The 19,114-nt window shown below is 60.0% G+C and carries 21 protein-coding genes; all 21 read right to left on the bottom strand.

The features are described 5' to 3' along the window. Nucleotides 1–2: 2 nt before the first annotated feature. The 21 genes from NTD85_RS16405 to trmJ all read right to left on the bottom strand — a co-directional run bounded on the left by NTD85_RS16405 (nt 3) and on the right by trmJ (nt 18,998). A complete protein-coding gene (locus tag NTD85_RS16405; RefSeq protein WP_103484079.1) occupies nt 3–794 on the bottom strand; it encodes an amidohydrolase in 792 nt (263 codons plus the stop codon). After that, the gene (locus NTD85_RS16400) at nt 782–1,930 is read right to left on the bottom strand and encodes a pyridoxal phosphate-dependent aminotransferase (RefSeq protein ID WP_201136662.1); all 1,149 of its coding nucleotides are present in this window, start codon (nt 1,928–1,930) and stop codon (nt 782–784) included. The genes NTD85_RS16405 and NTD85_RS16400 overlap by 13 nt, the downstream gene beginning before the upstream one ends. 249 nt (nt 1,931–2,179) lie before the next feature. Then, complete coding sequence (der, locus tag NTD85_RS16395) at nt 2,180–3,652, bottom strand: ribosome biogenesis GTPase Der (protein ID WP_103520542.1); 1,473 nt, start codon at nt 3,650–3,652, stop codon at nt 2,180–2,182. 212 nt (nt 3,653–3,864) lie between these two features. Continuing rightward, the gene (bamB, locus tag NTD85_RS16390; RefSeq protein ID WP_045122617.1) at nt 3,865–5,016 is read right to left on the bottom strand and encodes an outer membrane protein assembly factor BamB; all 1,152 of its coding nucleotides are present in this window, start codon (nt 5,014–5,016) and stop codon (nt 3,865–3,867) included. Then, a complete protein-coding gene (locus tag NTD85_RS16385) occupies nt 5,009–5,650 on the bottom strand; it encodes a YfgM family protein (RefSeq protein ID WP_262142687.1) in 642 nt (213 codons plus the stop codon). Before NTD85_RS16385 ends, bamB begins: the two co-directional genes overlap by 8 nt. A 41-nt stretch (nt 5,651–5,691) precedes the next feature. Then, nucleotides 5,692–6,981, bottom strand: a complete 1,290-nt coding sequence (hisS, locus tag NTD85_RS16380; RefSeq protein WP_003227887.1) for a histidine--tRNA ligase — start codon at nt 6,979–6,981, stop codon at nt 5,692–5,694. Between the two features lie 36 nt (nt 6,982–7,017). Then, on the bottom strand, nt 7,018–8,127 hold the full coding sequence (ispG, locus tag NTD85_RS16375) for a flavodoxin-dependent (E)-4-hydroxy-3-methylbut-2-enyl-diphosphate synthase (RefSeq protein ID WP_003227888.1): 1,110 nt from the start codon (nt 8,125–8,127) through the stop codon (nt 7,018–7,020). 3 nt (nt 8,128–8,130) lie between these two features. Then, the gene (locus NTD85_RS16370; RefSeq protein ID WP_201136661.1) at nt 8,131–9,168 is read right to left on the bottom strand and encodes a helix-turn-helix domain-containing protein; all 1,038 of its coding nucleotides are present in this window, start codon (nt 9,166–9,168) and stop codon (nt 8,131–8,133) included. Further along, a complete protein-coding gene (gene pilW / locus NTD85_RS16365) occupies nt 9,168–9,926 on the bottom strand; it encodes a type IV pilus biogenesis/stability protein PilW (RefSeq protein WP_003227892.1) in 759 nt (252 codons plus the stop codon). Before pilW ends, NTD85_RS16370 begins: the two co-directional genes overlap by 1 nt. A 12-nt stretch (nt 9,927–9,938) precedes the next feature. Then, nucleotides 9,939–11,087: a 23S rRNA (adenine(2503)-C(2))-methyltransferase RlmN gene (gene rlmN, locus NTD85_RS16360; RefSeq protein ID WP_003227893.1), complete on the bottom strand. Its 1,149-nt coding sequence runs from the start codon at nt 11,085–11,087 to the stop codon at nt 9,939–9,941. Between the two features lie 28 nt (nt 11,088–11,115). Then, complete coding sequence (gene ndk / locus NTD85_RS16355) at nt 11,116–11,541, bottom strand: nucleoside-diphosphate kinase (protein WP_003227894.1); 426 nt, start codon at nt 11,539–11,541, stop codon at nt 11,116–11,118. 88 nt (nt 11,542–11,629) lie between these two features. Then, nucleotides 11,630–11,830 carry a Fe-S cluster assembly protein IscX gene (gene iscX / locus NTD85_RS16350; RefSeq protein ID WP_027619659.1) on the bottom strand — a complete coding sequence of 67 codons (201 nt, stop codon included), beginning with the start codon at nt 11,828–11,830 and terminating at the stop codon, nt 11,630–11,632. Between the two features lie 14 nt (nt 11,831–11,844). Continuing rightward, the gene (gene fdx / locus NTD85_RS16345; RefSeq protein WP_003227897.1) at nt 11,845–12,186 is read right to left on the bottom strand and encodes an ISC system 2Fe-2S type ferredoxin; all 342 of its coding nucleotides are present in this window, start codon (nt 12,184–12,186) and stop codon (nt 11,845–11,847) included. Beyond that, complete coding sequence (gene hscA, locus NTD85_RS16340) at nt 12,186–14,051, bottom strand: Fe-S protein assembly chaperone HscA (RefSeq protein WP_003227899.1); 1,866 nt, start codon at nt 14,049–14,051, stop codon at nt 12,186–12,188. Before hscA ends, fdx begins: the two co-directional genes overlap by 1 nt. Nucleotides 14,052–14,102: 51 nt before the next feature. Further along, nucleotides 14,103–14,624 (bottom strand): co-chaperone HscB, encoded by a 522-nt coding sequence (gene hscB, locus NTD85_RS16335; protein WP_003227901.1) that lies wholly within the window; start codon nt 14,622–14,624, stop codon nt 14,103–14,105. An 8-nt stretch (nt 14,625–14,632) separates the two neighbouring features. After that, nucleotides 14,633–14,956 carry an iron-sulfur cluster assembly protein IscA gene (gene iscA, locus NTD85_RS16330; RefSeq protein WP_003227904.1) on the bottom strand — a complete coding sequence of 108 codons (324 nt, stop codon included), beginning with the start codon at nt 14,954–14,956 and terminating at the stop codon, nt 14,633–14,635. Nucleotides 14,957–14,984: 28 nt separating this feature from the next. Then, nucleotides 14,985–15,371: a Fe-S cluster assembly scaffold IscU gene (iscU, locus tag NTD85_RS16325; RefSeq protein WP_003227907.1), complete on the bottom strand. Its 387-nt coding sequence runs from the start codon at nt 15,369–15,371 to the stop codon at nt 14,985–14,987. Between the two features lie 83 nt (nt 15,372–15,454). Next, nucleotides 15,455–16,669 carry an IscS subfamily cysteine desulfurase gene (locus NTD85_RS16320; protein WP_003227909.1) on the bottom strand — a complete coding sequence of 405 codons (1,215 nt, stop codon included), beginning with the start codon at nt 16,667–16,669 and terminating at the stop codon, nt 15,455–15,457. Nucleotides 16,670–16,716: 47 nt separating this feature from the next. After that, nucleotides 16,717–17,208: a Fe-S cluster assembly transcriptional regulator IscR gene (gene iscR / locus NTD85_RS16315; protein ID WP_003227911.1), complete on the bottom strand. Its 492-nt coding sequence runs from the start codon at nt 17,206–17,208 to the stop codon at nt 16,717–16,719. A 239-nt stretch (nt 17,209–17,447) separates the two neighbouring features. Then, nucleotides 17,448–18,224 carry a serine O-acetyltransferase gene (cysE, locus tag NTD85_RS16310; protein ID WP_003227913.1) on the bottom strand — a complete coding sequence of 259 codons (777 nt, stop codon included), beginning with the start codon at nt 18,222–18,224 and terminating at the stop codon, nt 17,448–17,450. Nucleotides 18,225–18,227: 3 nt separating this feature from the next. After that, entirely contained in the window at nt 18,228–18,998 is a 771-nt protein-coding gene (trmJ, locus tag NTD85_RS16305) for a tRNA (cytosine(32)/uridine(32)-2'-O)-methyltransferase TrmJ (RefSeq protein WP_003227915.1), read from the bottom strand. Nucleotides 18,999–19,114: the final 116 nt, after the last annotated feature.

Below are 19,114 nucleotides of genomic sequence, written 5' to 3'. Positions count from 1 at the left end.
TATCAAGTGAGTTCGAAGGTATCCGCATCCAGATTCGCCGGAAAGCGCTCGCGATACGCCGCCAATGGCGCGGCTTCCAGCACGACCTTGAACACGCCGTCCGCCTCCCCCGCCGCCAGCAACGTTTCACCCTGAAAATCCAGCACCTGACTGTCGCCGGTATAGGCGAAGCCCTTGCCGTCGGTGCCAATGCGATTCACAGCCGCCACATAGCACAGGTTTTCAATCGCCCGCGCCGGCAACAAGCGGTTCCAGTGCAGCCGCCGTGCGCCCGGCCAGTTGGCGGTGTACAGCAGCAGATCGGTGTCCTGCGCGTCGCGACTCCACACCGGGAACCGCAGGTCGTAGCAAATCAGCGGCCGGATGCGCCAACCCTTGAGTTCGAACTGCACCTGGCGCTCGCCGGGAGTGTAGTGATTGTGCTCGCCCGCCATACGGAACAGGTGGCGCTTGTCGTAATGCCAGACTTCGCCGTCCGGCCGCGCCCACAGCAGGCGGTTGCGATGGCTACCGTCCGCCGCCTGAATAATCACGCTGCCGGTGATCACCGCATTGAGCTTCGCCGCCTGCGCCTTCATCCATTTGCTGGTCGGGCCATGCTCGGCTTCGGCGAGGGTTTCCGATTCCATGGAGAAGCCGGTGGTGAACATCTCCGGCAGGATGATCAGGTCGGCGCCGCGGGCCTGCTCCAGCAGCACGTCGAAGTGCTCAAGGTTGGCCTGACGGTCGTGCCAGGCCAGACTGGTCTGGATCAGCGCCAGGTGAAGATCGGGCAATGCACTCAGATCACGCATAGTTTTGCCGCTGCCTCGCGCAGCGTCTCCTCGCGTTTGGCGAAGCACAGGCGCACCAGGCGCTGGCCTTCGGGTGGATTCTGGTAGAACACCGACACCGGTATGCTCGCCACGCCATGTTCGCGGGTCATCCAGATCGCCATGTCGACGTCGTTCAGGTCAGGGCGAATCTGCGAGTAGTCGACCAACTGGAAATACGTACCGGTGACGCGGGTGAAGGTAAAGCGCGACGGCGCCAGCAAATCGCAGAACAGGTCGCGCTTGGCCTGATAGAAACCCGGCAGCTCTTCAACGTGCTCCGGGTGTTCGGCCATGTAATCGGCCAGGGCGTACTGCAGCGGCGTGACCCCGCAGAAACTGACGTACTGGTGCACCTTGCGCAGCTCGGCGGTCAGCGCCGGTGGCGCCACCACGTAGCCGGTTTTCCAGCCGGTGACGTGATAGGTCTTGCCGAATGAGCTGACCACGAAGGCGCGCTGATACAGCTCTTCGTGGGCCAGCACGCTAACATGCGGCACACCGTCGAACACCAGGTGTTCATAGACTTCGTCGCTGATGAGGTAGATGTCCCGACCCCGGATCAACTCCGCCAGTTGATCCAGTTCGGCACGGCTGATCAGTGCACCGCTCGGGTTGTGCGGGGTGTTGATGACGATCATTTTCGTGCGCGGGCTGAGGGCCGCAGCAAGCTTGTCGAAATCGATGGAGAAATCGTTCGGGTTCAGTTGCACATGCACGCAGCGGCCGCCCGCCAACTGCGTCGCCGGCTCATAGCTGTCGTAGCACGGGTCGAACACGATGACTTCGTCGCCGCTGTGGATAACCGCCTGAATCGCACAGAAGATCGCCTGAGTCGCGCCCGGCGTCACGGTCACTTCGCTATCGGCATCGACTTTCACACCATAGCTGCGCGCGATCTTCGCCGCGATCTGCTCGCGCAGCGCCGGCAGACCGGTCATCGGTGAATACTGGTTATGGCCGCTGGCGATATGCCGACCGACCGCGTCACGCAGGGATTGTGGGCCGTCGAAATCAGGAAAACCCTGGGACAGGTTGATCGCTCCGGTCTGCGCTGCGAGCTGAGACATCTGCGTGAAAATAGTGATGCCGACATTCGGCAGCTTACTGGTGATCATCGAGGGGTTCCCTGCTCTACACCCGGCTCTGACGGCGGCGCGGGAGAGCCCGAGAATAGCCCATCCGGCGCCCATAAAAAAAGGGCGCCCAACCGGGCACCCTTCTTTATCGCCAAACCCTGTAGGAGCTGCCGCAGGCTGCGATCTTTTGATCCCGCCTTCAAAGCAAAGTCAAAAGATCGCAGGCTTCGCCAGCTCCTACAGAAGCGGTTGAGCATTCCCACGCAATTGTGGGAACAATCAGCTTGATCACTTCTTGTCGCGGCGCTTCTTGCTGGCTTTCTTGTTGTGCGACATCAAGCGACGCTTCTTGTTGACCTGGCGGTCGGTCAGCGTGTTCTTGTTGCCTTCGTACGGGTTCTCGCCGCCCTTGAACTCGATGCGGATCGGCGTACCGACCAGCTTCAGCACACGGCGGTAAGTGTTCTCCAGATAGCGCACATACGACTTCGGCACTTTCTCGATCTGGTTACCGTGAATCACGATGATCGGCGGGTTCGCGCCACCCAGGTGAGCGTAACGCAGCTTGATCCGGCGGCTGTTGACCATCGGCGGCTGGTGCTCGCTGACCGCGTCTTCGAGAATCTGCGTCAGGCGGCTGGTCGGCCAGCGGGTCACCGCCGACTTGAACGAGTTCTGTACCGAGGCGTAGAGGTTGCCCACGCCGGTGCCGTGCAGCGCCGAGATGAAGTGAATATCGGCGAAGTCGACGAAGAACAGACGACGTTGCAGCTCGACCTTCACATAGTCACGCTCGCTCGGGGTCATGCCGTCCCATTTGTTGATCGCGATCACCAGCGCACGACCGGCTTCGAGGGCAAAGCCCAGCAGGTTAAGGTCGTGATCGACCACGCCTTCGCGGGCGTCCATCACGAAGATCACCACGTTGGCGTCTTTGATCGCCTGCAGGGTTTTGACCACGGAGAATTTTTCGACTTCTTCGTGGATCTTGCCGCGCTTGCGCACACCGGCGGTGTCGATCAGCGTGTACTTCTCGTCGTTACGCTCGAACGGGATGTAGATACTGTCGCGGGTTGTGCCGGGCTGGTCGTAGACGATCACCCGGTCTTCACCGAGCATGCGGTTGACCAGGGTCGACTTGCCGACGTTCGGACGGCCGATGATGGCGATCTTGATCCCGTCTTTTTCGCTCGGGCCAGGAATGCGCTTGGCTTCCTCGCCTTCGGCAACGATCTCTTCCTCTTCGCCTTCCGCCGGTTCGTCATCATCACGCGGGAAATCGCTCAGTGCCGCTTCCAGCAGTTGAGTGATACCACGGCCGTGAGCACCGGCGATCGGGATCGCGTGGCCCATGCCCAACGGGGCGAATTCGGCGCGGGCCATTTCCGGGTCGATGTTGTCGACCTTGTTGGCGACCACGTGGGAACGCTTGTTACGCTTGCGCAAGTGTTCGGCGATCATCTGGTCGGCGGCGGTGAAACCGGCCTTGGCATCTACCAGGAACAGCACAACATCCGCTTCTTCAATGGCCAGCAGCGACTGCTCGGCCATTTTTTCGTCCATACCGTGTTCGTCACCGGAGATACCGCCGGTGTCGATCAGAATGTAGGAACGCCCTTGCCACTTGGCCTCACCGTACTGGCGATCACGGGTCAGACCGGACAAGTCGCCGACGATGGCGTCACGAGTCCTGGTCAGGCGGTTGAACAAGGTGGATTTGCCGACGTTCGGTCGGCCCACCAGGGCGATTACGGGAACCATGCGGCTCTCCACTTCGTTATTTCAGAAAATACAAAAGCCGCTGCGAGGCAGCGGCTGGTGCTCGGGGCAACACTGTGGGAGCGGGCTTGCTCGCGAAAGACCGTAGCAGCACCGCGTTTAATCAGGCTGTACGCGTCTTCGTTGACGCCCTTCGCGAGCAAGCCCGCTCCCACAAGTGAAGCTGCCTGGGGCGTTAACCCCAAGCATAGTTGTTACTTGATGGTCAGGGCTTCCAGTTTGCCGCTGTTGCCATACACATAGATCGTGTTGCCCACCACCAGCGGACGGGCACGCAGGCCGTCACTGTCGATACGCTCACGACCCACAAAACGACCGTCCACCTGGCTCAACAGGTGCAGGTAACCTTCCAGGTCACCGACGGCTACGTAGCTGGAGAATACTTCCGGCGCCGACAACTGACGGCGAGCCAGCGAGTCGTTGCTCCACAGTGCAGTGGTCGAACGCTCGTCAACGCCTTCAACGGTGCCCGAAGACAGGCTCACGTAGACGTTGCCGAAACCTTGAGCGACACCGGCATAGCTCGATGCATCGCGCTGCCAGAGTTGGCGACCGCTCTGCAGATCAAGTGCTGCCACGCGACCCTGGTAGCTGGCAACGTACAGCGTTTCGCCGGACAGCAGCAGGCCGCCGTCGATGTCGACCACGCGCTCCAGTTCCGAACGACCGGTTGGAATCGCGACCCGTTGTTCCCAGACCGGCACACCGTTGGAAATGTCCAGGGCGACCACTTTACCGGTCGACAGGCCAGCCACCGCGAGGCGGTTGGTCACGACCGGTGCGCTGGTGCCGCGCAGGGTCAGTACCGCTGGGGTGCTGTCGTAAATCCAGCGACGGTTGCCGGTGGCGGCATCCAGGCCGATCAGACGATCGTCCTGAGTCTGTACCACCACGACGTCACCGTTGTTGGCCGGCGGCGCGAGGACTTCGCTGGAAACCCGGGCGCGCCACTTCTCTTCGCCGTTGATGGCGTCGAGCGCAACGATTTCACCCTTGAGGGTACCGATCGTGACCAGACCGTAACCCACGCCAACGGCGCCGGAAACAGGCAGTTCAAGCTCTTTTTTCCACTTCACGTCGCCGTTGTTGCGATCCATGGCCATCACGATGCCGTTCACGTCGGCCGCGTAGATGGTGTCACCGTCGATCGCCGGTACCAACATGTTGTAGGTTTCGCCCTGACCGTCACCGATCGAACGACTCCACTGCTTCTGCAGAACGACTTCTTCTTTGAAGGAGGTCAGTTCGGCCGGTGGCAGTTCTTTTTTGCTGTTGCTGCTGCAACCCGCGGCCAGAATGGCCAGAGCCAGCAATGCTGCATGCTTCCAACGGATCACGTCACGCATCCCCTTTGGCCAGGTCGTCGAGCTTGATTTGAAGGCCACCGACTGCCGCTTCATCCGACAGTGCCGCCTTGGCTTTTTGATACGCGGTGTTCGCTTCGTCAGTACGACCCAACTGAACCAGCAAGTCGCCCTTGAGTTCTTCGCGAGTGGCCAGGAACGCCTTGTCAGCATCACCGTCGAGCAGCTTCAGGGCTTCATCGGCCTTGTTCTGCGCACCCAGCACCTGCGCCAGACGCTGACGGGCGATTTCGCCCAGCGCCGGGTTGGCCGGTTTGGCAACGATGTCTTTGAGTTCGGTCGCGGCGTCGTCCAGCTTGCCGCTGTCGACCGCTACTTTCGCCACGAACAGGCTGCCGTACTGCGCGTACGCGGTGCCGCCGAATTCGCTGTTGAGCTTGCCGGCCAGATCCGCAACGCGGGCAGCGTCAGGCTTGCCATCCGGGGTCAGCGTGGTTTCCAGCAATTGTTGATAGAGCACCGAGGCGCCTTGCGACTGGTTGCTCTGATACTTGTGATAAGCCTGCCAGCCGAACACGATGACCAGCGCCAACAGGCCACCGGTGACCAGAGGTTTGCCGTTGCGTGTCCACCAGTCCTTCAAATCCGCCAACTGTTCGTCTTCGGTACTCGACACCCCAATACTCCTTAATCGCTAAATCGGCTGTTTAGACAGCTTCAACCCTGCACGACGCAGGTGGCCAGGTGAGCGGCGAGCGCATCCCAGGCAATGCTTTGTTGTTCGCCCTGGCCACGCAGGGGTTTGAAACCTACCACTTGCTGGGCCATTTCGTCGTCACCGAGGATCAGTGCATACAGTGCACCGCTCTTGTCGGCTTTCTTGAACTGGCTTTTGAAGCTGCCGGCGCCGGCATTGACTTGCAGACGCAGGTTTGGAAGCTGGTCACGTACACGCTCGGCCAGGGCCAGACCGGCCAGTTCGGCCTGCTCGCCAAAGGCGCAGAGGTAGACGTCGACCTGACGGGAGATTTCTTCCGGGATCTGCTCAAGGGTTTCGAGCATCAACACCAGACGCTCGATGCCCATGGCGAACCCGACGCCTGCGGTCGGCTTGCCGCCCATCTGCTCGACCAGACCGTCGTAACGACCGCCCGCGCAGACAGTGCCCTGGGCGCCGAGCTTGTCGGTGACCCATTCGAATACGGTTTTGCTGTAGTAATCGAGGCCGCGCACCAGTTTCGGGTTGAGCACGTACGGGATGCCAACCGCGTCCAGACGCGCCTTCAGACCTTCGAAGTGCGCACGGGATTCGTCGTCCAGGTAGTCGGCCATCTTCGGCGCATCGACCAGTACGGCTTGAGTGTCGGCATTTTTGGTGTCGAGCACGCGCAGCGGGTTGGTTTTCAGGCGACGCTGGCTGTCTTCGTCGAGCTTGTCGTGGTGCGCCGAGAGGTACTCGACCAGCGCTTCACGATAGCGACCACGGGACTCGCTGGTGCCCAGGCTGTTGAGTTCGAGCTTGACCGCATCACGGATACCCAGCTCGCCCCACAGGCGCCAGGTCATGATGATCAGTTCGGCGTCGATGTCCGGACCGTCGAGGTTGAACACCTCCAGACCGATCTGGTGGAACTGGCGATAACGACCTTTCTGCGGACGCTCGTGGCGAAACATCGGGCCGATGTACCAGAGTTTCTGCACCTGGCCACCGCCGGTGATGCCGTGCTCGAGCACTGCACGCACGCACGCCGCGGTGCCTTCCGGACGCAGGGTCAGGGAGTCGCCGTTGCGGTCTTCGAAGGTGTACATCTCTTTTTCGACGATGTCGGTCACTTCACCGATCGAGCGCTTGAACAGCTCGGTGAATTCGACGATCGGCATGCGGATCTGCTTGTAACCGTAGTTATCCAGCAGACGCGCGACAGTGCCCTCGAAATAACGCCACAGCGGGGTCTGTTCGGGCAGGATGTCGTTCATGCCACGAATGGCTTGCAGAGACTTGCTCACTATAAATCCTTAAATTCGTTCGGCTTTCAGTCAGGCTCAGCCGCGCGCGATGACCGCTGCGTCAGCTTCGACCTTTTCGGCCGCTTTCTGGCGGATCAGCTTTTCCAGCTCGTCCACCAGATTGTCATTCGTCAGTTTCTGCGACGGCTTGCCGTCGATGTAAATCAGGTTTGGCGTGCCGCCGGTCAAGCCGATATGGGCTTCCTTGGCTTCGCCGGGGCCGTTGACCACGCAACCGATCACCGCGACATCCAGCGGCACCAGCAGGTCTTCAAGGCGCCCTTCCAGCTCGTTCATGGTCTTGACTACATCGAAGTTCTGCCGCGAGCAGCTCGGGCAGGCGATGAAGTTGATGCCACGGGAACGCAGATGCAAAGACTTGAGAATGTCGTACCCGACCTTCACTTCCTCGACCGGATCGGCCGCCAGCGAGATGCGGATAGTATCGCCAATCCCCTCGGCGAGCAGCATACCTAGGCCCACGGCGGATTTCACTGTGCCCGAACGCAAACCACCGGCTTCGGTGATACCCAAGTGCAGCGGCTGGACGATTTCTTTCGCCAGCAGACGGTAGGCTTCAACGGCCATGAACACATCGGAAGCTTTCACGCTGACCTTGAAGTCCTGGAAATTCAGGCGTTCAAGGTGCTCGACGTGCCGCAGCGCGGACTCGACCAGCGCAGCCGGGGTCGGCTCGCCGTATTTCTTCTGCAGGTCTTTTTCCAGGGAACCGGCGTTGACGCCGATGCGGATCGGAATCCCGCGATCACGGGCGGCATCGACCACGGCGCGCACCCGGTCTTCACGACCGATGTTGCCCGGGTTGATGCGCAGGCAGTCCACACCCAGTTCGGCCACGCGCAAGGCGATCTTGTAGTCGAAGTGGATGTCGGCAACCAGCGGCACCTTGACCAGTTGTTTGATCTTGCCGAACGCCTCGGCGGCGTCCATGTCCGGTACCGAAACGCGGACGATGTCGACGCCGGCGGCTTCCAGACGATTGATCTGCGCGACTGTGGCAGCCACATCATTGGTGTCGCTGTTGGTCATGCTCTGCACAGCGATAGGCGCATCGCCGCCAACAGGCACGTTACCGACCCAGATCTTGCGCGAAACGCGACGTTTGATTGGAGATTCGCCGTGCATGACTTATTGACCCAACTTCAGGCGAGCAGTCTCGCCACTGGTGAACGGAGCGATATCGACCGGTTGGCCGTTGTAGCTGACCTGTGCGGCGCGAGCCACACCCAGACGCACCGCCAGTGGCGGCTTGCCGGAAACCGAAACGCTGTCGCCTTTATGTTTCAGACCGCTGAACAGCACCTTGCCGCGACCGTCGGTGACCTGTGCCCAGCAATCGGCGGTGAACTGCAGTTGCACCTGGCCGTCGCCGGCAGCTGGGGCAGCCGTTTCTACGGTTGGCGCAGCTGTGGCCGCGGTCACTGGAGCGGTGACGGTCGGTGCTGGTGTGGCCGGAACGTTAGGTGCTGGAGTCGCCGGGGTGGCCACCACCGGAGCCGGCGTATGAACCGGTGCAGCTGGTGTGGTCGCAGCCGGGGCAGCTGGAGCAGTTGCCGGAGCGGCAGGCTCGGCACCCGTCGCTTCAGCGGTGGTTTCCGATTGCGGCAGTGCGAGAGCGGTTGCGCCCTCGGCCTGACCTTCGGCAACGGCCTGGTCTTCCGGCTCATCGATCGGGTGAATCTGCGTGGTGCCGTCGGCGCCTTCGACTTCGACGTGCTCCGGAACCAGGCTGGTCAAGTCTTTGGTGCGCAGCGAGGTCTGATCCTGCCACCAGACGAAACCGCCGCCGATGACCGCGATCAGCAACAACAGGCTGACGATACGCAAAATGGTATGGGAAACCCGCACCGGCTCTTCGATACGCCCCAACGCATGCACATTGCTGCCTTGGGAGTCGGTACCGGTGGACTGGTCGAATTGCTGGACCAGAACGGTCTGATCCATGCCGAGCAACTTGGCGTAAGCGCGAATGTAACCGCGAGCGAAGGTATGCCCCGGCAGCTTGTCGAAAGCGCCAGCTTCAAGATTGCTCAGGGAAGTCACGGTGAGGTTGAGCTTGAGGGCCACTTCGGCCAGCGACCAGCCATTGCTTTCGCGGGCCTGGCGCAAAGTCTCACCGGGATTAACGCGAGTCGCTGCTACAACTTCGGGATGCGCCGCTTTCATCATTGCTCCGACAGGTATTGCTGATATTCCGGCGTACCGGGATAGAGTCGTTTTAATTGCAGGCCATAACTGGCGGCCTTGTCGCGATCTTCAAACACTTTTGCCAGCCGAACGCCGAGCAATAGACTACGTGCATTTTGCTCGGTTAGCAGGCTGAAACGGTCGTAATAGTCACGCGCGGGCACATAATGCCTGTCTTCGAAGGACAACTCAGCCATTTCCAGCAAAGCACGGGGTTGTTGACGGTTCAGCCGCAGGGCTTTTTCCAGTTGCTGCTGCGCCAGATCCCGCTGCCCGAGCTTCGAAGCGGTCATGCCGAGGTTCTCGAAGACCCGCGAACGCTCAGGATACAGGGTATCGGCGGCTGCCTGCTCAAAACGCTCGTAGGCTTCCTTGTAACGCTGTTCTTCGTAGAGAAAACTGCCGTAGTTATTGAGGATTCGTGCATCGGTGGGACGCGAGGACAGGGCTTTGCGGAAATGTTCGTCGGCCAGTTTCGGCTCCATTTCGGCCTGGAACACCAGTCCGAGGGCGGCGTTGGCATCAGGATCGGAATCGTCCAGTTCCAGCGCCTTCTTCAGCGGTACCTTGGCCCGTTCGGTCATCCCTTGCTGCAAGTATCCCAATCCCAGCTGCACGTAGGCGGCACGCGCTTCGTCGCGGCCCTTGCTGGTCTTCATCGGGTTGTAGTCACCCGACAGGACACAACCAGCACACAGGCTGGCCATCAGCAACAGCAGCGCAAAGCGCAGGGACATAGAGATCCTCTCTTAGTTAGTGTTCGCGGCGTTCTGTGCCAGATCGCTGTCGGCGCTCAACTCGCGCACGGCGATGTAACGTTCGCTGCGACGGGTGCGATCCAGCACCTGCCCTACCAATTGACCACATGCGGCGTCGATGTCTTCACCACGGGTGGTGCGGACAGTGACGTTAAAGCCGGCCTGATGCAACTGATCCTGGAACCGACGAATGGCGTTGTTGCTCGGCCGCTCGTAACCGGAATGCGGGAACGGGTTGAACGGAATCAGGTTGATCTTGCACGGAATGTCTTTCAGCAGCTCGATCATTTCCACGGCGTGCTCAAGCTTGTCGTTGACGTCCTTGAGCAAGGTGTACTCGATGGTCAGCACACGCTTCTCGCCAAGGGCGGACATGTAGCGCTGGCACGACTCGAGCAACATCTTAAGCGGATATTTCTTGTTGATCGGCACCAATTGGTTACGCAATGCGTCATTCGGTGCGTGCAGGGACAACGCCAGGGAGACGTCGATGTGCTTGGCCAGCTCATCGATCATCGGCACCACGCCCGAAGTGGACAGGGTCACGCGGCGCTTGGAGATCCCGTAGCCCAGGTCATCCATCATCAGATGCATGGCGGCCACGACGTTGTCGAAGTTCAGCAGCGGTTCGCCCATGCCCATCATCACCACGTTGGTGATGGCGCGGTCGATGGTGGCGGGAACACTGCCGAAGGATTTGTTGGCAATCCACACCTGACCGATGACTTCGGCGGCGGTGAGGTTGCTGTTGAAGCCTTGCTTGCCGGTGGAGCAAAAACTGCAGTCCAGGGCACAGCCTGCCTGGGACGAAACGCACAGAGTGCCGCGTTTGCCCTGGGGAATGTAGACGGTCTCGACACAGCTGCCGGATGCCACGCGCACCACCCACTTGCGGGTGCCGTCGCTGGAAATGTCCTCGCTGACCACTTCGGGACCACGGACTTCAGCAATAGCCTTGAGCTTGTCGCGCAAGGCCTTGCTGACGTTCGTCATGGCGTCGAAATCATCGACGCCAAAGTGGTGAATCCATTTCATTACCTGACCGGCACGGAAACGCTTCTCCCCGATTGAGTCGAAGAATTTTTCCATTTCCGGCTGGGTCAGACCCAGCAGGTTTGTTTTAACAGTCGATGTAGTCATGGATTCACCTTCACTCTTTAAGCAATGCTTAGCGAGTGGTTACTTCAGTAGCTGCGAAGAAGTACGAGATTTCACGAGCAGCAGCGGCTTCGGAGTCCGAACCGTGAACGGCGTTGGCGTCGATCGACTCAGCGAAGTCAGCACGGATGGTGCCGGCAGCAGCTTCTTTAGGGTTGGTAGCGCCCATCAGCTCACGGTTGCGAGCGATAGCGTTTTCGCCTTCCAGAACCTGAACAACCACTGGACCGGAGATCATGAAAGCAACCAGGTCACCGAAGAAACCACGCTCTTTGTGCTCAGCGTAGAAGCCTTCAGCTTCGGCTTTGGACAGCTGCTTCATTTTCGAAGCAACAACTTTCAGACCAGCCTTTTCGAAACGGGTAACGATTTCGCCGGCAGCGCCTTTTGCAACAGCGTCAGGCTTGATGATGGAGAAAGTACGTTGAACAGCCATGGTGTAACTCCAGAAACAGTAATTTGCGAAAAATTAAACCCGCGAATTATACGCGGGTTCTTGGGTATTGCCTAACCTGCGAGGACGATCAGTCGACTTCTTCGATCCAGAGTGCCTGAACCGCTTCCAACACCTTCTCGCCGACACGGCCAGAGGTGTTGTCGAAGTCAGGCAATTCCATGATCCATCGCTGCAGGTCGACGAAATTGACAGAAAGCGGATCTACATCCGGCTTGGCTTCGGCCAATTCTTCTGCAATGCGTTGAACATCATTCCAACCGTAGCTCATGACAGTCTTACCAGTCAGTGCGGCGCTTCGGCCGCATGGTTAAGCGAATATTTCGGAATCTCGACGGTGATGTCTTCTTCGCCGACGATAGCCTGACAGGCCAGGCGCGATTGCGCTTCCAGGCCCCAGGCACGATCGAGGAAGTCTTCTTCCAGCTCGTCCGCCTCTTCCAGCGAGTCGAAACCCTCGCGGATGATGCAATGGCAAGTGGTGCAGGCGCAGACGCCGCCGCAGGCACTTTCCATCTCGATATGGTGTTCGTGAGCCAGATCGAGAATCGAAGTGCCGGGCTCAGCCTCGACCACCATGCCTTCAGGGCAAAACTTCTCGTGGGGCAGAAAAATGACCTGCGGCATCAGATATCCTCGATTTCATTCAGATTGCGCCCCGACAGAGCGGCTTTCACCGTCAGATCCATGCGGCGGGCAGCAAAAGCATCGGTCACTTGCGACAGACGCTTGGTCTGCTGCTCGATGGCGTAACCATCGGTGCCTTTCATCAGTTCGGCCAGTTCCTGCATCTGCAGCTCGATGACCATGCGCTCTTCGGCGTCGAGCAAACGCTCGCCATCAGCCTCCAGAGCACCCTGTACCGCTTCGATCAGGCGCTGGGCATCGACTTGCTGCTCGCGCAGGACGCGGGCGACCTTGTCGTCATTGGCGTGCTGGAACGAATCCTTGAGCATCTTGGCGATTTCGCCGTCGGTCAGGCCGTAGGACGGCTTGACCTGAATGCTCGCTTCAACGCCTGAACCCAGTTCACGGGCCGAAACACTGAGCAGACCGTCGGCATCGACCTGGAAGGTCACGCGAATCTTCGCCGCACCGGCCACCATCGCCGGAATGCCGCGCAGTTCGAAGCGCGCCAGGGAGCGGCAGTCGCTGATCAGCTCACGCTCACCCTGCAAGACGTGGATCGCCATGGCCGACTGGCCGTCTTTATAAGTGGTGAAGTCTTGAGCACGGGCGACCGGGATGGTGGTGTTGCGCGGAATTACCTTCTCCATCAGCCCGCCCATGGTTTCCAGCCCAAGGGACAGCGGAATCACGTCGAGCAGCAGCAGTTCGCCGCCATCGCGCTTGTTGCCAGCCAGCGTATCCGCCTGGATCGCGGCCCCGATGGCCACCACTTGATCCGGGTCGATTTCCGTCAATGGCTGACGACCGAAGGCTTCGGCAACGGCCTCGCGTACACGTGGAACGCGGGTCGAACCACCGACCATGACCACGGCATGCACGTCTTCCAGCTCGATACCGGAATCACGCACGGCGCGGCGGCAGGCTTTCAGGCTGCGCGCAACCATTGGCTCGATCAGCGCATCGAAGGCTTCGCGGGTCAACTGCGCTTTCCAGTCACCGTAGGCGACTTCAACGCTGGCCGCATCGGTCAGGGCTTCTTTGGCCGCGCAGGCAGTTTGCAGCAGATTGCGTTGCGCACCCGGATCGAGATCGGCGGACAGACCGGCGCTCTCGATGATCCAGCCGGCAATCGCGTGATCGAAGTCGTCGCCGCCCAGGGCGCTGTCGCCGCCGGTGGCCAGCACTTCGAACACACCGCCAGTCAGACGCAGAATCGAAATATCGAACGTACCGCCGCCCAGGTCATAAATCGCCACCAGACCTTCGGCATGCTGATCCAGACCATAAGCCACGGCAGCCGCCGTCGGCTCGTTGAGCAGGCGCAGCACGTTCAGACCGGCGAGTTTCGCCGCATCTTTGGTGGCCTGACGCTGAGCATCGTCGAAATACGCCGGAACGGTGATCACCGCACCGACCAGCTCGCCACCCAGGGTCGCTTCAGCACGCTGACGCAGGACCTTGAGGATATCGGCGGAGACTTCGACCGGGCTTTTCGGGCCTTGCACGGTGTCGATGAACGGCATGTGCGATTCGCCACCGACGAAGCGGTATGGCAGTTGCTCGCCCAATTGCTTGACGTCGGACAGGCCACGACCCATCAAGCGCTTGACCGACAGCACAGTGTTCAAGGGATCGGAGGACGCGGCCAGTTTGGCCGACTCGCCAACCTCGACGCGGTCGGCGTGATAACGCACGGCGGACGGCAGGATGACCTGCCCGTCAGCGTCGGCCAGTGGTTCGGAAAGACCACTGCGCAACGCAGCGACCAGCGAATTGGTAGTGCCCAAGTCGATCCCCACAGCCAGACGACGCTGGTGCGGTTGAGGACTTTGGCCGGGTTCGGCGATCTGCAGTAGGGCCATCGTGATCAGGACTTATCTGTATATCAGGCGTGCGACCGGAGCGGCACTGGGTTAATCGTCGAGGCGCTCTTCTAACTGGCGCACTTCGTAGGTGAGCTTGTCGAGGAACTGCATGCGCCGCATCAGGCGTTCGGCCTGTTCGCGTTGCGCTGCATCATCCCAACAGGCTGCGAAGCTTTCGTTCAACTGTTCCTGAGCCACTTTCAGGCGACGCTTGAATACCGCGACACCGTCGAGGTCGGCGCTGTCCTGGAGGTCTTCGAGCTCTTCGCGCCACTGCATCTGCTGCAAAAGAAACTCGGGGTCATGGACCGTGACTTCCATCGGCACTTCATGCCCGCTGATGGTCAGCAGGTAGCGTGCACGCTGGGCAGGACTCTTGAGCGTCTGGTACGCGTCGTTGAGCCGCGCAGACTGCTCGAGCGCCGACCGCTGTTCGCGCTCGGAGGCGTCGGCAAAGCGGTCAGGATGAACACCGCGCGCCAACTCACGGTAGCGCGTGGCCAACTGCTCGAGATCCAGGCGAAAGCTCGGTTGCAGCTCGAATAAAGCGAAATGACAAGGAATACCCACGACAAGCCTCAGATGTTGAAGCTTTCGCCGCAGCCACATTCACCGCGAACGTTGGGATTGTTGAACTTGAAGCCTTCGTTCAACCCTTCCTTGACGAAATCGAGCTCGGTGCCGTCCAGGTAGGCCAGGCTTTTCGGGTCGATGATCACTTTCTCGCCGTGACTTTCGAACACCTGATCCTCGGCAACCACCTCGTCGACAAACTCCAGCACGTAGGCAAGGCCGGAACAGCCTGTGGTGCGAACACCCAGACGAATCCCTTCACCTTTGCCGCGCCCGTCGAGGGAGCGTCGCACGTGTCGAGCAGCCGCTTCTGTCATGCTGATAGCCATCGTTGACTCCTTACTCGTCGCGCAATGCTTAGATCAAGCCTTTCTTCTGCTTGTAGTCGCGAACAGCCGCTTTGATAGCGTCTTCAGCGAGTACCGAGCAGTGGATTTTCACTGGCGGCAGGGCCAGTTCTTCGGCCAGCTGAGTGTTCTTGATGGTCTCGGCCTCGTCCAGCGTCTTACCCTTCATCCACTCGGTGGCCAGGGAGCTGGAAGCGATTGCCGAACCGCAGCCGTAGGTCTTGAACTTGGCGTCTTCGATAACGCCCTGATCGTTGACCTTGATCTGCAGACGCATCACGTCGCCGCACGCCGGAGCGCCGACCATGCCGGTGCCGACATCCGGGTCTTCCGCGTTCATCTTGCCGACGTTGCGCGGGTTTTCGTAGTGGTCGATGACCTTTTCGCTGTAAGCCATGATGCTTAATCCTCACTCATCAGAGAGTCGCTCTTTAAGCCCCGCAACCTTGGGTCGCAGGGCCGGTTCGCGGCGACTTGAAATCAGTGTGCCGCCCACTCGATTTTCGAAATGTCGACACCGTCTTTGTACATGTCCCACAGCGGCGACAGAGCGCGCAGCTTGGTAACGGCCTCGCAGACTTTCTGCGCGGCGTAGTCGATTTCTTCTTCGGTGGTGAAACGGCCGAAGGTGAAACGGATCGAGCTGTGTGCCAGTTCGTCGTTGCGGCCCAAGGCGCGCAGTACGTACGAAGGCTCCAGGGACGCCGAAGTGCAGGCCGAACCGGACGATACCGCCAGATCCTTGAGCGCCATGATCAGCGACTCGCCTTCAACGTAGTTGAAGCTCAGGTTCAGGTTGTGCGGAACGCGGGCGGTCAGGCTGCCGTTGACGTACAGCTCTTCCAGGTGCTCGACCTGCTTGAAGAAACGATCGCTCAGGGCCTTGATGCGTACGTTTTCGGCAGCCATGTCTTCCTTGGCTACGCGGAAGGCTTCGCCCATGCCGACGATCTGGTGGGTCGCCAGAGTGCCGGAACGCATGCCACGTTCGTGACCGCCGCCGTGCATGGTCGCTTCGATGCGCACACGCGGCTTGCGGCTGACGTACAGGGCGCCGATGCCTTTAGGGCCGTAGGTTTTGTGGGCGGAGAACGACATCATGTCGACTTTCAGCTTCTGCAGATCGATCTCGACCTTGCCGGTGGACTGAGCCGCGTCAACATGCAGCAGAACGCCCTTGGAGCGGGTCAGTTCGCCGATGGCAGCGATGTCGTTGATGGTGCCGATTTCGTTGTTCACGTGCATCACCGACACCAGAATGGTGTCTTCGCGCAGTGCCGCTTCGATCATCGCCGGGGTGATCAGACCGTCTTCGGTCGGCTCGAGGTAGGTCACTTCGAAACCTTCACGCTCCAGTTGGCGCATGGTGTCGAGAACAGCCTTGTGTTCGATCTTGCTGGTGATCAGGTGTTTGCCTTTGGAGCCATAGAAATGCGCCGCACCCTTGATTGCCAGGTTGTCGGATTCGGTGGCGCCGGACGTCCAGACGATTTCGCGCGGGTCGGCGTTGACCAGATCGGCCACCTGACGACGGGCATTTTCGACGGACTCTTCAGCTTTCCAGCCGAACACGTGGGAACGGGACGCCGGGTTACCGAAGTTTCCGTCGACCAGCAGGCATTCACTCATCTTTTGCGCAACGCGCGGATCGACCGGGGTGGTCGCAGAGTAATCAAGGTAAATCGGCAATTTCATGGACTATCTCCTAAATCAGGGCTGGCGTTCCGCTAGCTCTTCGGCTGTCATTCGACGGCGGACGCTTCAATCTTGTCCAGGCGTGGCGCCTTGCTGTTGCAACGACGCTGGTCCTGACGCTGGGCTACTTCTTGCACCTCACGGCGAGTCACAAGATCAGCCAAGCTGATACCACTTAGAAATTCGTGAATCTGCAGGCTCAGATCGCACCACAGGTGATGAGTCAGGCAGGTGTCGCCGGAATGGCAATCGCCCTGGCCCTGGCACTTTGTAGCGTCGACCGATTCGTTGACCGCATCGATCACCTGAGCCACCTGGATGCCCTGCATGTCGCGCGACAACTGATAACCACCGCCTGGGCCGCGAACACTGGAAACCAGGTTACTGCGGCGCAGCTTGGCGAAAAGCTGTTCGAGATAGGACAGGGAGATGCCTTGGCGCTCGGAGATATCGGCCAGGGACACCGGCCCGTGCTGCGCGTGCAACGCCAGGTCAAGCATGGCGGTCACGGCGTATCGGCCTTTTGTAGTCAGTCGCATGGACAATTACCACGGAGTTCGGAATGGGCGGGAGTATGCAATTCCCGAGCATTTAAGTCAACTATAAGACCTAGTGCTTTAGTCGGGTTTACCCGCAAAAGAGCGCGCGCATCATAGCAAAGGCTGGCGGCGTACAGCCAGCGGTACCGCGTTATCGTTCTTCGCGAGCAAGCCCGCTCTCACAGGGGGATGCATTCCAATGTGGGAGCGAGCCTGCTCGCGAAACGCAGCGCCGCGGTTTAGCTGGCCTGGCTCTGATCCTTGCCCTTCACGCAAGCGAAATCTTCTTCGCGCAGCTCAGGCAGATCTTTCGCACAGTAATTACTGCCCAGATCCTTCAGCGCGCCGCACATCCCTTCCAGCCGCCCATCCACCGCTTGCAGGTGATCGAGCAACTGACCGATGGCACGGGCCACCGGATCGGGCATGTCTTCGCTGACACCATAAGCATCGAAGCCAATCTTCTCAGCCATCGCCTTGCGCTTGGCGTCCTGCTCTTCATCGGTTTTGACGATGATCCGCCCCGGAATCCCCACCACTGTGGCGCCCGGCGGCACTTCCTTGGTGACCACTGCGTTGGAGCCGACTTTGGCGCCGGCCCCTACCGTGAACGGCCCGAGCACTTTGGCGCCAGCACCGACCACCACGCCATCACCCAGCGTCGGGTGGCGCTTGCCTTTGTTCCAGCTGGTACCACCGAGCGTTACGCCCTGATAAATGGTCACGTCATCGCCGATCTCGGCGGTTTCACCAATGACGATGCCCATGCCGTGATCGATAAAGAAACGCCGACCGACCTTGGCCCCCGGATGAATCTCGATCCCGGTCAGCCAGCGACCGAAGTTCGACACCAGTCGCGCCAGCCATTTCAGCTCGTTGCGCCACAGCATGCCGGCCAGCCGGTGAATCCAGATCGCATGCATGCCGGGGTAGCAGGTCAGGACTTCAAAAGCGTTACGCGCCGCCGGATCTCGATGGAATACGCTTTGGATATCTTCACGCAAACGCTCAAACATCATTCAGTCCTTCCGCTTAAGAAGCTCACCACGGGCCGCTTTTTGGGTTTCCGTGAGGATGCCACGCAAAATATTCATTTCCGCCCGGCTGACCGAGCTGCGCCCATACAAACGACGCAGGCGCGCCATCAAGTGCCGCGGTTTTTCCGGATCGAGAAATTCGATGGCGACCAGCGTCTGCTCCAGATGCTCATAAAAGCGCTCCAGCTCATCCATGGTCGCCAGCTCGGCACTTTTCACCGAGGCCACTTCTTCTTTCTCGATCTTGGTCGGCTGGCCTTGAGCAGCCAGCCAGGCCATGCGCACTTCATAGCTCAACACCTGCACCGCCGCCCCGAGGTTCAGCGAGCTGAACCCAGGATCGGAGGGGATGTGCACATGAAAGTGACATCGCTGCAGCTCCTCGTTGGTCAGGCCGGAGTCTTCACGACCGAATACCAACGCGATTTCCGCGCCCTGCCCCGCCTCTTCGACCACTTTGCTCCCGCATTCGCGCGGATCGAGCAACGGCCAGGGAATGCGACGGTCACGGGCGCTGGTGCCGAGCACCAGATTGCAGCCGACCAGAGCGTCTTCCAGAGTGGCGACGACTTGAGCATTTTCAAGGATATCCCCGGCACCGGAAGCTCGAGCATCGGCTTCGTGGTGCGGAAACAACCGCGGTTCGACCAGCACCAGCCGCGACAGACCCATGTTTTTCATGGCGCGCGCGGCCCCGCCGATGTTGCCGGGGTGGCTGGTATTGACCAGGACGACACGAATGTTCTGCAGCAAGGGAGGCGCTCTCGGACACAGGAAAGGGGTGCAAATCTTACAGAACAGCCTACCGTTAAGCTATGAAAGCGAACAGCGACCTTCACCTGAAGAAAAGTTCTGATAGAATGCGCGGC

The organism is Pseudomonas sp. 13B_3.2_Bac1 (assembly GCF_025466205.1).
GTDB lineage: Bacteria > Pseudomonadota > Gammaproteobacteria > Pseudomonadales > Pseudomonadaceae > Aquipseudomonas > Aquipseudomonas fluorescens_H.
Note: the sequence above shows the minus strand (reverse complement) of the source record. Positions and strands in the feature narration are given on the sequence as shown.